The organism is Enterobacter cloacae complex sp. 2024EL-00214, from assembly GCF_043945575.1.
GTDB classification, from domain to species: Bacteria; Pseudomonadota; Gammaproteobacteria; order Enterobacterales; family Enterobacteriaceae; genus Enterobacter; species Enterobacter cloacae_P.
The window spans coordinates 69,261-82,094 of sequence record NZ_JBIMRC010000002.1; the positions used below are offsets into that span (position 1 = coordinate 69,261).

Consider the following 12,834-nt stretch of genomic DNA (forward strand, 5'->3'; position numbering starts at 1 on the left):
CGTCAGAATTGAACTAACCGGCATTAAACGGGCATTTGCGCGGTGGCTCGCGGTACTTTCAGGGGATATTTACATGAAGAGTGAAGGCCATCACGGCGACGTTATGGCAATAAGGGGACTTTTGATGCTGTTCACGTTTTCAGCTGACATGCAAAAATGAAGTGTGAAAAATGTCACATTTCAGAGTAGTTCGATGGAAGAAAAAGCGCGGATGAAGGGTTTTTCGCCAGAGAAGGACGAAAAGTTGCGTTGTGGGTCACGGATTGAGCGGATTATCAGGGATGGGGGGATTGTATCCCCCTCACCCTAACCCTCTCCTTGTAGGGAGAGGGAAACAACATTACTGCAGCTCGAACTCGCCTTTATTCACGCGGGCAGAATCCACGCCGATAAACACGTTGAATTTGCCAGGCTCCGCAGCGTATTTCATCTGCTGGTTCCAGAACTTCAGCGCGTCCACGTCGATCGGGAAGCTGACGGTTTGGGTTTCGCCAGGCTTGAGGGCAATCTTCTCAAAACCACGCAGCTGTTTCACCGGACGGCTCATGGACGCAGTGACATCCTGAACGTACATCTGGATCACCGTTGCCCCTTCGCGTTTACCCGTGTTGGTAACCTCCACGCTGGCAGTGACTTTGCCGTCACGCTTCATGGTCGGTGCTGACATTTTCACGTCAGAAACCTTAAAGGTGGTGTAGCTCAGGCCATAACCAAACGGGTACAGCGGGCCGTTAGCTTCGTCGAAGTAGCGTGACGTGTACTTGTTCGGTTTGTCGGCATTGTACGGACGACCAGTGTTCAGATGGCTGTAATACACCGGGATCTGCCCCACAGAGCGCGGGAAGGACATCGGCAGTTTGCCTGACGGGTTGTAATCGCCAAACAGCACATCGGCAATGGCGTTACCGCCTTCAGTACCGGCAAACCAGGTTTCCAGAATTGCGTCTGCCTGCTGATCTTCTTTCACCAGCGCCAGAGGACGGCCGTTCATCAGCACCAGCACCAACGGCTTACCGGTCGCTTTCAGGGCGGCGATCAGGTCGCGCTGACTCTGCGGAATAGTGATGTCGGTACGGCTGGAGGCCTCATGCGCCATACCCTGCGCTTCACCAACGACAGCAACCACCACGTCGGACTGCTTCGCCGCATTAACCGCTTCGTCAATCATCGCTTTCGGTGAACGTGGATCCACTTTCACCGCCTCTTCGTACTGGTTGAGGAAGGCAACAATGTCTTTATCACTGGTGACGTTCGCCCCTTTGGCGTACACCACTTTGCCGTTTTCACCGACCGCGTTTTTAATGCCGGTCAGTACAGTCACGGATTGATCGGCCACGCCAGCGGCTGACCAGCTCCCCATGACGTCACGCTTGCTGTCGGCCAGCGGGCCAACCACGGCGATCGTAGCGGACTTTTTCAGCGGCAGCGTTTCCAGACGGTTTTTCAGCAGCACCAGGCTTTCACGCGCAACGTCACGTGCATCTTTACGGTGCAGGCGGCTTTCAGCGTTGGTGTCTGCCGGGTCTGAATCTTTCGCGCCCAGGTGACTGTACGGATCGTTAAACAGCCCCATGTCGTATTTCACATTCAGCACGTGACGGGTAGCGTCATCCAGTTCCGCCATCGTTACCTTACCGCTCTTCACCAGCCCCGGCAGGTATTTGCTGTAGTATTCGTCACTCATGCTCATGTTGATGCCGGACTTGAGCGCCACGCGCACTGCATCTTCCGGGTCGGAAGCCGTTCCGTGTTTGATCAGTTCCTTGATAGCGCCGTGATCGGAGACGGTGATGCCCTTAAAGCCCCACTGGTCGCGCAGTACATCTTTCAGCAGCCAGGAATCAGAGGTCGCAGGCGTGCCGTTGAGTGAGTTCAGCGCCACCATCACCGCACCGCTGCCCGCATCCAGGCCCGCTTTGTACGGAGGCATATAGTCGTTGAACAGGCGCTGTGGGCTCATGTCCACGGTGTTGTACTCTTTACCACCCTCAACAGCACCGTAGGCCGCAAAGTGCTTAACGCTGGTCATGACAGAGTAGCGATCCGCCGGGCTTTTACCCTGCATCGCTTCCACCATGGTTTTACCCATTATCGACGTTAAATATGTATCTTCCCCGAAACCTTCTGAGGCGCGGCCCCAGCGCGGATCGCGGGAGACGTCCACCATCGGAGCCCAGGTCATGTTCAGGCCGTCGTCTGCCGCTTCATATGCAGAAACGCGCCCCACGGTTTTGACCGCATCAAGGTTAAAGGAGGAGGCTAAACCGAGGCTAATCGGGAAGACGGTACGCTGACCGTGCAGCACGTCATAGGCGAAGAACAGAGGAATTTTCAGACGGCTGAGTTCCATCGCCTGATCCTGCATTTTGCGGATATCCTGGCGAGTGACGGTGTTAAAGATTGCCCCAACCTGGCTCTCTTTAATCATCTCACGGATGGCCTCTTTCGGGTTATCCGGACCGACGCTGATAAGACGCAGCTGGCCTATCTTCTCATCGACCGTCATCTTCTTAAGCAATTGGGTAACAAACGCGTCCCGGGCTTCAGGCGTAAGCGGGTGATTACCAAACAAATCCTCTGCCAGCGCAGGTTGCAGCGCCAGGCTGACGGCGACACCTACAGAACATAGCCATTTCATGTCGTTTTACTCTCTCATCAATAACCGCCGGAAGATCTCGGCCAAACCGTGCGAAAAGCGCAGTGTGCCACAAACCCTCTGAACCTTGCAGGGTTATTCTCTGATTTTTCTCGTGAATACTCGACCGCTTAACAGTTAATCGCGCTATGCTTTACAACGAGAAATTTGCCCCACCACAAGGAGTGGAAGATGTCTTCTGTTCGAACTGACGATAACAACACTTTTATTAACGAACTGTCGCGCCTGGTTGGTCACTCTCACCTGCTTACCGACCCGGCAAAAACCGCCCGCTACCGCAAAGGTTTTCGCTCCGGCCAGGGCGACGCGCTGGCGGTGGTGTTCCCCGGCACGCTGCTGGAACTGTGGCGCGTACTGAGCGCCTGCGTCGTCGCCGACAAAATTATTCTGATGCAGGCCGCCAACACCGGCCTGACCGAAGGTTCTACGCCGAACGGCAACGATTACGATCGTGACATCGTGATCATCAGCACCCTGCGTCTCGACAAACTGCACCTGCTGGACAAAGGTGAACAGGTACTGGCCTTCCCCGGGACGACCCTCTATTCACTGGAAAAAGCGCTTAAGCCTCTGGGACGTGAACCCCATTCGGTGATTGGTTCATCCTGTATTGGTGCCTCCGTAATTGGCGGGATTTGCAATAACTCTGGCGGTTCGCTGGTGCAGCGTGGCCCCGCGTACACCGAGATGTCGCTGTATGCCCGCATCGACGAAAACGGCAAGCTGACGCTGGTCAACCATTTGGGAATTGATCTGGGGGCAACGCCAGAGCAGATCCTCAGCAAACTCGATGACGACCGCGTGAAGGATGAAGACGTTCAGCACGATGGACGGTATGCTCACGACCATGATTATGTCACCCGCGTGCGTGATATCGGGGCCGATACCCCGGCGCGCTATAACGCCGATCCTGACCGGTTATTCGAATCCTCCGGCTGCGCGGGCAAGCTGGCCGTCTTTGCGGTCCGCCTTGATACCTTCCCGGCAGAGAAAAAACAGCAGGTCTTTTACATCGGTACCAACCAGCCAGACGTGTTGACCGAAATCCGCCGTCATATTCTGGGTGAGTTCACCCACCTGCCAGTGGCAGGCGAGTATATGCACCGTGATATTTACGACATCGCCGAACGTTACGGCAAAGACACCTTCCTGATGATCGACAAGCTTGGTACCGACAAGATGCCGTTCTTCTTCACCATGAAGGGCCGCACCGACGCGATGCTGGATAAAGTGTCGCTGTTTAAGCCACATTTCACCGACCGCTTTATGCAGAAACTGGGTCATGTCTTCCCGGCGCATTTACCGGAGCGAATGAAGACCTGGCGCGATAAGTATGAGCACCACCTGCTGCTGAAAATGGCCGGTGATGGCATTACCGAGGCACAAACCTGGTTGACTGAATTCTTCAAAACCGCCGAAGGTGATTTCTTCGCCTGTACGCCGGAAGAAGGCAGCAAAGCCTTCCTGCACCGCTTCGCCGCAGCGGGTGCCGCCATTCGTTACCAGGCGGTTCACTCCGAAGAGGTGGAGGATATTCTGGCACTGGATATTGCCTTGCGACGCAACGATACCGAATGGTTTGAACATCTGCCGCCGGAAATTGACAGCAAGCTGGTACACAAACTCTATTACGGCCACTTTATGTGCTATGTATTCCACCAGGATTACATCGTCAAAAAAGGCGTCGATGCGCATGAACTGAAAGAACAGATGCTCACCCTGCTGCGCGAGCGCGGCGCACAATATCCTGCGGAACACAACGTCGGGCATCTTTACAAAGCCCCGGATGCATTAAAGCAGTTTTATCGCGAGAATGACCCTACAAACAGTATGAATCCCGGTATTGGTAAAACAACGCGGAAGAAATACTGGAAAGAGAGCGCCGAAACGGAGCAGCACGACGCGTAAGCCTCTGAATCGCGTCTACAGCCATATTTGAGAGATTGTGAAGCGCTCCTCAAACGTACTAGAGTAAATATCTGTCGCCGGAGAACCGTTTCTCCGGCTTTGTAAGACGAGGAGCAGGCATACCATGTCGGCTGTTGATATTTACCCTGAAACCGAAGTGGACGTACGCGACGCCCTTCCTGACGATGTGCATGCCATTACGGCCATCTATGCCTGGCATGTGCTTCACGGGCGCGCATCGTTCGAGGAAGTCCCCCCTACCATCGATGAAATGCGCCAGCGGATGAAAAACGTCGCCGAGAGCGGCCTACCGTGGCTGGTCGCGTTGTATCGTGGCATCGTCGTGGGGTATTGCTATGCGACCTTGTATCGTCCACGACATGCCTACCGTTATACCCTTGAAGAATCGATCTACGTGGATGCCAGTACCACCGGACGCGGGTTTGGTTCAGCGCTCATGGACGCGTTGATTGAACGCTGCGAGCAAGGACCGTGGCGGCAGATGATCGCGGTTGTGGGCGACGGAAATAATAATGCGGGCTCATTACGGCTGCATAAAAAACACGGCTTCGAGATTGTCGGTCAGCTACGCAGCGTCGGCTACAAAAAAGGTGACTGGCGGGATACGCTGATTATGCAACGCCCACTCAACGACGGTGACTGGACGCTGCCCGAATAAAAGCCGTGCGGTCTGGTGCCCTCACCCCGGCCGTTTCCCACAGGGAAAGGGAGAAAACATAAAAAACGGTAACCTGAGTTACCGTTTTGCATTTACCTAATCGTTCTGCGCGGTCGCCATCTGTTCCGCTTTTTGCTTTTTATAGCTGAGTGCCGCGGCCGGAACCGGTTGGGCTTTCCCCGTCTCAATCCAGGTGCGCAGTCGGCTTGCATCCGCGAAGTGGGTGTATTTACCAAAAGCATCCATCACCACCAGCGCCACCGGTTTCCCGTTAAATACGGTACGCATCGCCAGACAGTGACCCGCCGCATTGGTAAAACCCGTTTTCGTTAACTGGATGTTCCAGTTATCACGGTAGACCAGATGGTTAGTATTGCGGAACGGCAGCGTATACGCCGGGTTCGCAAACGTGGCCGTCTCTTCACGCGTGGTACTGAGCTGCCCAATCAGCGGATACTGTTTGCTGGCAATCAGCAGTTTCGTCAAATCACGCGCCGTGGAGACGTTATGAATCGACAAACCTGTCGGTTCCACATAATGCGTATTGCTCATACCCAGTGATTTGGCCTTTGCATTCATTGCACGAATGAATGCGTCATAACCGCCCGGATAGTGGTGCGCCAGGCTCGCCGCTGCACGGTTTTCAGAAGCCATCAGCGCCAGCAGTAGCATATTCTTACGGCTGATTTCGCTGTTCAGACGCACGCGGGAATAAATCCCTTTCATCTCCGGCGTGTGGCTGATATCCACTTTCAGTTTTTCGTCCAGCGGCAGATGGGCATCAAGCACCACCATCGCGGTCATTAATTTGGTAATCGAGGCGATCGGTCGCACCAGATCCGGATGGCTGGCGTAGATCACCTGATTGGTATTCAGATCGACAATCATCGCACTGCCGGACGCAATTTGCGGTTGGGCAGCAGCAGTGGTCACCGCAGGCGTTTTGGCGATCGCTGGCACGGCAACGGACGCACCCAGCAACAGTGCCAGGCTAAGTAAAGAGACTCGGAATTTCAGCATGGTGAGATTTCTGATAATTATTCACGCACGTCATGACGTACACCGCCTGTGCTAACGGATAAACACAGGCTGGCTCCGGCATCATAGCGGTCACCGTGGAATGTCGCCAGCGAAGAATCATGAACAGATGCTGCATTGCTGGCATTTACGCCAGCAATGCAGTGAACTTAAAAGAGACGGTATCCGTAACCCCAAAGAATCACCGTCAGCGCCAGTAACGCCTCCAGCACCAGCACGCCGATAGCCAGCGTTGAACTGGAGAAGTTCAGGCCCTCTTCTTTATTGATATTCAGGAAGGTTGGAACCCCCAGATACAGCAGATAACCGGTGTAAAAGAGGGCAATCGTACCGATCAGCGCGCACAACCAGACCAGTGGATAGAGCGCAACAATGCCGCTTAAGAACAGCGGGGTCGCGACATATCCGGCAAAGACCATACAGTGCGCCAGGGACGGACGTTGCGGATAGTTACGTGCCATCCAGTGAATGACGCGCCCCATCACCGCCACCCCTGCCAGCATCAGGCCGTAGAAGATAATGGCAAGGTAAAGCCCGGTAGACCACGACAGCTGAACCACGGTGCCATCACCAAAGTTCCAGCCGATTTGTGTTGTACCGATAAACGCGCAGATCACCGGCACCGCTGCCATCAGCAGCACATGGTGCGTGTAATGGTGCGCGACCGTTTCGTTCTCGTTTCTGATGACATGCATTTCACGGTCGGGATGGGAGAAGAGTCCCCAGACATGGTTCATAGCGCCCCCTTGTTGTCGGCCCGTCAGCGATACCTTAAGTATAATGCAGGCTTTAGATTATTTTATGAGCAACCTTAAAAATGCCATTTCGCCTTCATTGCCGCATTATTCATTCATGAGGTATATGATAAATGCAGGCATTCGCAAGGAAACCCGGCTGAGTTTATGGATATCAATAGTCTGATCGAACAATATGGGTATATCGCGTTGGTCATCGGTAGCGTGGCAGAAGGTGAAACCATCACCCTGCTCGGAGGAGTGGCGGCACATCAGGGGCTGCTGCGTTTCCCGCTGGTCGTGACTGCAGTTGCGCTGGGTGGCATGATTGGCGACCAGTTGCTCTACTTTCTGGGGCTACGTTTCGGGCCCGCACTCCTGCTGCGTTTTCCTAAGCATCGCAAGAAAATCCGTCAGGCGCAGAGACTGATCCAGCGTCACCCTTACCTGTTCGTGATTGGTACCCGTTTTATGTACGGTTTTCGGATAATCGGCCCCATCCTGATTGGCGCGAGCCGTTTGCCACCGAAAATTTTCCTGCCGCTGAATATTTTTGGCGCGGTTGCCTGGGCGCTGATCTTTACCACGCTAGGTTACGTTGGTGGAGAAGTGATTGGTCCGTGGTTGCATACTCTCGACCAGCATGTGAAGCACTGGGCATGGTTGATTCTGGTGGTGGTGGCAGTCATTGCGGTTCGGCTGTGGCTGAAACACCGGGATTCGAAGCGTTAGCGCGCACTATTCGGGTCGTACTCACCTCCTGACAATCAACCAGCAGGTAAGTACAGATCATGGGCGCTTTAGCCGTGATGGTAGCCACCGCCCAGTGCCGACGTCAGTTGCAGCGTGGCGTCCACATATTGCCCTTGCAGCATCAACCCGGCGATGTGTTCCCTGAACGCCGGGATTTTTGCTTCACTGACGCGGGAGCCGGCAATGATACCGGCGCTAAAGCGTGCCTGTGCCAGCGCCACAACACGCGCAGCATCTTTTTCGACCTGCTGCTGGTGCTGGTTTTTCGCCGTCAGGGTTTCAACTTCACTGGCAGTTCGCGCCACCTGGTTGACGGCATCTACCACCGCTTTGTTGTAGTTCGCGATGGAGAGATTATTCTGCGCCTGGGCAATATCCAGGTTCGCGTTCAGCCTGCCGCTGTCAAAAATCGGCAACGTCAGTCCGGCTGTCACGCCCATTTGCTGAGCCGAAGAGCGGAACAGATCGCTCAGATGCAGGGCATCCTGTTGTAAGAACGCCATCAGATTCACATCGGGATAGAAAGCCGCTCTGGCAGCATCCACCTCGCTCATGGACGCTTCGATATACCAGTGAGCGGCCTGGAGATCGGGTCGACGCGCCAGCAGTTCATAACCCAGCATCGTCGGCAGCGCAGCCTCTGGTGCAGGTAATGCATGGCGGGTGAGCGTCATTGAGGTGCTGTTGGTTAACGCTTCCAGACGCGCCTCAACGGCTTTCATTTTTCCCTTTACTTCCGCCAGCTGTTCCTCGGTTTTGCTGGCGTTAATGTCCGTTTCGACCCCTTCCACGGAGGAGTTTATCCCGTGCTGGTAGAGCTCGCGGTCGGCACCAATAATATTCTCCTGCTCTTGTTTGATATCTGCGAGGACATCTCCCACGGCGGCCTGAGTTTGCCACTCCCAGTACAGCCGCGCGACGCTGCTGGCAAGCAGTTGACGCGTTTGTTCCATCTCTGCATTTTGCGCATTCACCTTGCCAATACGGGCTTCAACCTGCGCACGGTTTTTGCCCCACAGATCAAGATCCCAGCCAGCAGTCAGGCCAAATGTCCCGTTGGTGTACCACGGCCCGGTGGTGCCTGCGGCCGGGTCGGTGATGGCAAATGGCCCCATTAACCCCTCAGCCGACATTTTCTGGCGTTCCGCATCGGCTGAAAAATCAATTTGTGGGCCGTCGGCAGCCATCGTGGCTTTTGCCTGAGCTTCTGCCAGCGTAATGCGCTGCCGGGCAATTTGCATATCCGGCGCATCATTTAATGCTTTCGCAATCAGCGAATTAAGCTCGGGATCGTTATAGTCTTTCCACCATTCATTTTTCGGCCAGTCAGTACGACGTAAATGCGTATTTACCGAAGCCACTGTGGTTTGTGTTTTAACAGGCGATACTGTGGAATGTTCTGGCGCACAGGCGGCCAGAATAAAGACGAGGGGAGCACTCAGAGATAAAATAAAGGAACGTTTCATTACGCCATTCACTCAAAAATAAAGGCGCAAATTACGCTTGATACTGTTCGTTTTTTTAGTAACGCGTGGCAATCTGCAAATTGTTATACATTTAAACAATCAGAAAAATATTCACCACAAGAATCAATTAAATATAATTATCTATATACCCAATTATTAACCCGACAGAGATAAACCCACCATCGGGTTAATATTTTCATTACCCTTTCAGTGCTGCCCCTTTCGTTGCGATCACCTCTTTATACCAGTGGAAACTTTTCTTACGGCGACGTGCCAGGGTACCCTTTCCGCTGTCATCACGGTCAACATAAATAAAACCATAGCGCTTGGACAGCTCTGCTTTAGAGGCGCTAACCAGATCGATCGGCCCCCAACTGGTGTACCCCATTACCTCGACACCATCGTCAATGGCTTCACGCACCTGCACCAGGTGATCGTTCAGGTAGCTGATGCGGTAATCATCCTGCACTATACCGTCAGCGTCCGGTTTATCCTTCGCACCCAGACCGTTTTCAACGATAAACAGTGGCTTCTGATAGCGATCCCACAGCACGTTCAGCAGCGTACGCAGACCGATGGGATCAATCTGCCAACCCCATTCGGAGCTTGCGAGGTGCGGGTTCGGCACCATACTCAGGATATTGCCGCGCGCCTGTTGGTTCAGCTCTTCATCGGTGGTGACGCAGCCCGTCATGTAGTAGCTGAACGAGATAAAATCGATGGTCGATTTCAGCGCCTCGCGATCGGCATCAGTGATCTCCAACTGAATCCCGTTATCGCGGAAGAAGCGCAGCATGTAGCCCGGATACGCACCACGACACTGTACGTCGCCAAAGAACTGCCACGCGCGGTTTTCCTGCAACGCTTCCAGCACATCCTCTGGCTTGCAGGTCAGCGGGTACATCAGGCCGCCCAGCAACATGTTGCCAATTTTGGCATCCGGGATAATCTCGTGACAGGCTTTTACCGCCAGCGCACTGGCCACCAGCTGATGGTGGATCGCCTGATACACCTCGCCCTTACTGCTGGTTCCCGGCAGACCGACGCCGGTCATGGGGGCATGCAGAGACATGTTGATTTCGTTAAAGGTCAGCCACAGCTTCACCTTCCCTTTGTAGCGTGCAAATACGGTACGGGCGTAACGCTCGAAGAAACCAATGACCTGACGGCTGCCCCAGCCACCATATTGCTTCACCAGTCCCCACGGCATTTCATAGTGCGACAGGGTGACCAGCGGTGTGATGTTGTGCGCCGCCAGTTCATCAAACAGCTTGTCGTAAAACGCCAGGCCTGCTTCGTTTGGCTGTTGTTCATCCCCGTACGGGAAGATACGCGTCCAGGCAATCGAGACACGCAGACAACTAAAGCCCATTTCGGCAAACAGTTTGATGTCCTCCGGATAGCGGTGATAGAAGTCGATGGCGACATCCTTGATGCCGCTGTCACCCACCACACGCTCCACCACCGGACCAAAGACCCCCTGCGGCTGGACGTCAGAGGTGGACAGCCCTTTGCCATCCGCCAGATAAGCGCCTTCTACCTGGTTCGCGGCAACTGCACCGCCCCATAAAAAATCATCCGGGAAAGTTTTCATCACGTTCTCCTGTTATTAATGGCTTACGCTAAGTAACGGTGAGCCTGCGTGAACGGACGTTGCCGCCACGGTCGACACTTCACGATACTCGTCGCTGTTACTGATAATAATCGGGGTCGCCAGGTCGTATCCGGCATCAAGAATGGCCTGACGATCAAACTCCAGCAGTAGGTCGCCCGGCTGTACTTTGTCACCCACTTTCACATGAGCAGTAAACGGCTTACCGTCAAGCTTCACGGTGTCGATCCCAACATGGATCAACACTTCAATACCGCTGGTGCTGAGCAGCCCGATGGCATGTTTAGTCTGGAACAGAGAGGCTACTTCACCGGCAAAAGGGGCAATGACCTTGTTATCAGAGGGAATAATGGCCGCGCCGTTGCCCAGCAGTCCGCTGGCAAAGGTGGTATCCGGCACCTGGTCAAGCGCAAGGACAGTGCCCGTCATCGGGGACAGCACGTCGTTATCGCCGACAGTTGTAGGCACCACGGCATCTTGTGTTGAACGCACTGGCATACCGGCGACCAGCGTCAGGCCGCAGCTGAGCACCAGCGCGACGATGGTACCGATAATGCCGCCCCACAGCGTGGCGTTCACGCCACCAGGCGGGATCATCTGTGCGATGGTAAAGATATTGGCGAAACCAAAGGAGTACACGTGGGTATCGCTAAAGCCGACAATCGCCCCCCCGATGGCTCCAGCCACACAGCCAAAGATAAACGGACGACGCAGCGGCAGGTTAACACCGTACACCGCCGGTTCAGTGATCCCAAAAATTCCTGCCGTGACGGACGAACCGGCCAGCATTTTCTGGCGAGCATCGCGGGTACGCAGGAAGATCCCAAACGCAGCCCCCACCTGACCAAACACCGCTGGCAGCAGCATCGGCAGCATGGAGTCATGGCCCAACACCGCCAGGTTGTTAATCATCAGCGGTACCAGCCCCCAGTGCAGGCCAAAAATCACGCAAACCTGCCACAGTGCGCCAATAGCCGCACCCGCAATCCACGGGGCAAGAACGTAAATCCACTGGTAGCCGTTTGCCAATAGCTGGCTGAGCCAGGTTGCCAGCGGACCAATCACCAGGAAGGTCAGCGGCACGGTAACGCCTAAGCAGATGAGCGGTGCAAAGAAGTTTTTCATCGACGATGGCAACAGCTTTGTACTCTGTTTTTCCAGCCAGCAACTCACCCACGCGGCGAGAATGATCGGGATCACCGATGAGCTGTAGTTGAACCAGGTGACGGGAATACCGAGAAATGCCTCGGCAGTCGCACCCGGCTGCTGGCTGGCATTAAACGCTGCAATCATCATCGGATGGGTAAGCGCACCACCGATCACCATAGTGATAAACGGGTTGCCGCCAAATTTTTTCCCGGCGGTGTAGCCCAGCACCAGAGGGAAGAAGAAGAACAGTGCATCACTCGCCGCGAACCAGATTTTATAGGTACCGCTTTCAGGGGTCAGCCAGCCACAGACGACGGCCAGCGCCAGCAACCCTTTCAGGATACCGGAGGCCGCCAGAATGCCGATAAACGGCGTGAAAATCCCGGAAACGATGTCGATCAGGCGGCCCAGCAGATTCCCTTTTTCGCCCTTCTCTTCCACTGCGGGTGTCTCATCCGTCAGTCCCGCCTCGCTACGCACCGCCTTCCAGACGCTATTCACATGGTTGCCAATAACCACCTGGAACTGACCACCGCTTTCAACCACCATAATCACGCCCGGGTTTTTCTTCAGCCCTTCCGCATCCGCTTTTTGATTCTCTTTCAGTTTGAAGCGAAGCCGGGTAGCGCAGTGGACAAGACTGACGATGTTCTCTTTTCCGCCAACGTGGCCGAGAATATCCTTCGCTAATGCCTGGTATTCCATCTCGATTTCCTTACATCCGATGCCCGCAGACACCTGTTGACTGAGTATAAAAATAAAAAAACCCGAGAGCGTCCTCCTTTCGAAGGCCGCGCTCAGGTTTTGCCTGCGTTATGCAGTAACAATCCAGTTTGTGG

Annotated in this window: 8 protein-coding genes and 1 pseudogene; 3 read left to right on the forward strand and 6 right to left on the reverse strand. The window is 54.5% G+C overall.

What is annotated here, in order from left to right; translation table 11 throughout:
- Positions 1 to 340: 340 nt before the first annotated feature.
- The gene (bglX, locus tag ACHHZ6_RS02690) at positions 341 to 2,638 is read right to left on the reverse strand and encodes a beta-glucosidase BglX (protein WP_182272039.1); all 2,298 of its coding nucleotides are present in this window, start codon (positions 2,636 to 2,638) and stop codon (positions 341 to 343) included.
- 189 nt (positions 2,639 to 2,827) lie between these two features.
- On the opposite strand from bglX, the gene dld reads away from it, so the two are divergent.
- Both dld and ACHHZ6_RS02700 read left to right on the forward strand, forming a co-directional pair.
- The gene (dld, locus tag ACHHZ6_RS02695; RefSeq protein WP_395121697.1) at positions 2,828 to 4,564 is read left to right on the forward strand and encodes a D-lactate dehydrogenase; all 1,737 of its coding nucleotides are present in this window, start codon (positions 2,828 to 2,830) and stop codon (positions 4,562 to 4,564) included.
- A 124-nt stretch (positions 4,565 to 4,688) separates the two neighbouring features.
- Positions 4,689 to 5,243 carry a GNAT family N-acetyltransferase gene (locus tag ACHHZ6_RS02700; RefSeq protein ID WP_182918676.1) on the forward strand — a complete coding sequence of 185 codons (555 nt, stop codon included), beginning with the start codon at positions 4,689 to 4,691 and terminating at the stop codon, positions 5,241 to 5,243.
- A gap of 96 nt (positions 5,244 to 5,339) precedes the next feature.
- Here ACHHZ6_RS02700 and pbpG read toward each other — a convergent pair whose 3' ends face one another.
- Positions 5,340 to 6,263, reverse strand: a complete 924-nt coding sequence (gene pbpG / locus ACHHZ6_RS02705; protein ID WP_182918677.1) for a D-alanyl-D-alanine endopeptidase — start codon at positions 6,261 to 6,263, stop codon at positions 5,340 to 5,342.
- 167 nt (positions 6,264 to 6,430) lie between these two features.
- Positions 6,431 to 7,018: a Yip1 family protein gene (locus ACHHZ6_RS02710; RefSeq protein WP_182272043.1), complete on the reverse strand. Its 588-nt coding sequence runs from the start codon at positions 7,016 to 7,018 to the stop codon at positions 6,431 to 6,433.
- Between the two features lie 165 nt (positions 7,019 to 7,183).
- Here ACHHZ6_RS02710 and ACHHZ6_RS02715 point away from each other — a divergent pair, with 165 nt between their 5' ends.
- Positions 7,184 to 7,747: a DedA family protein gene (locus ACHHZ6_RS02715; protein ID WP_182918678.1), complete on the forward strand. Its 564-nt coding sequence runs from the start codon at positions 7,184 to 7,186 to the stop codon at positions 7,745 to 7,747.
- Between the two features lie 68 nt (positions 7,748 to 7,815).
- Here ACHHZ6_RS02715 and mdtQ read toward each other — a convergent pair whose 3' ends face one another.
- The 3 genes and pseudogenes from mdtQ to bglF all read right to left on the reverse strand — a co-directional run bounded on the left by mdtQ (position 7,816) and on the right by bglF (position 12,812).
- The gene (gene mdtQ, locus ACHHZ6_RS02720; protein WP_395121698.1) at positions 7,816 to 9,234 is read right to left on the reverse strand and encodes a multidrug resistance outer membrane protein MdtQ; all 1,419 of its coding nucleotides are present in this window, start codon (positions 9,232 to 9,234) and stop codon (positions 7,816 to 7,818) included.
- A 199-nt stretch (positions 9,235 to 9,433) separates the two neighbouring features.
- Entirely contained in the window at positions 9,434 to 10,828 is a 1,395-nt protein-coding gene (locus ACHHZ6_RS02725; protein ID WP_395121699.1) for a glycoside hydrolase family 1 protein, read from the reverse strand.
- A gap of 15 nt (positions 10,829 to 10,843) precedes the next feature.
- Positions 10,844 to 12,812, reverse strand: a pseudogene (bglF, locus tag ACHHZ6_RS02730) (PTS beta-glucoside transporter subunit IIABC).
- Positions 12,813 to 12,834 lie beyond the last annotated feature (22 nt).

What these genes read in the sequence shown, in the direction of transcription:
- bglX (WP_182272039.1), bottom strand. Translation starts at nt 2,638, where the DNA reads ATGAAATGGCTATGTTCTGTAGGTGTCGCCGTCAGCCTGGCGCTGCAA.
- dld (WP_395121697.1), top strand. Translation starts at nt 2,828, where the DNA reads ATGTCTTCTGTTCGAACTGACGATAACAACACTTTTATTAACGAACTG.
- ACHHZ6_RS02700 (WP_182918676.1), top strand. Translation starts at nt 4,689, where the DNA reads ATGTCGGCTGTTGATATTTACCCTGAAACCGAAGTGGACGTACGCGAC.
- pbpG (WP_182918677.1), bottom strand. Translation starts at nt 6,263, where the DNA reads ATGCTGAAATTCCGAGTCTCTTTACTTAGCCTGGCACTGTTGCTGGGT.
- ACHHZ6_RS02710 (WP_182272043.1), bottom strand. Translation starts at nt 7,018, where the DNA reads ATGAACCATGTCTGGGGACTCTTCTCCCATCCCGACCGTGAAATGCAT.
- ACHHZ6_RS02715 (WP_182918678.1), top strand. Translation starts at nt 7,184, where the DNA reads ATGGATATCAATAGTCTGATCGAACAATATGGGTATATCGCGTTGGTC.
- mdtQ (WP_395121698.1), bottom strand. Translation starts at nt 9,234, where the DNA reads ATGAAACGTTCCTTTATTTTATCTCTGAGTGCTCCCCTCGTCTTTATT.
- ACHHZ6_RS02725 (WP_395121699.1), bottom strand. Translation starts at nt 10,828, where the DNA reads ATGAAAACTTTCCCGGATGATTTTTTATGGGGCGGTGCAGTTGCCGCG.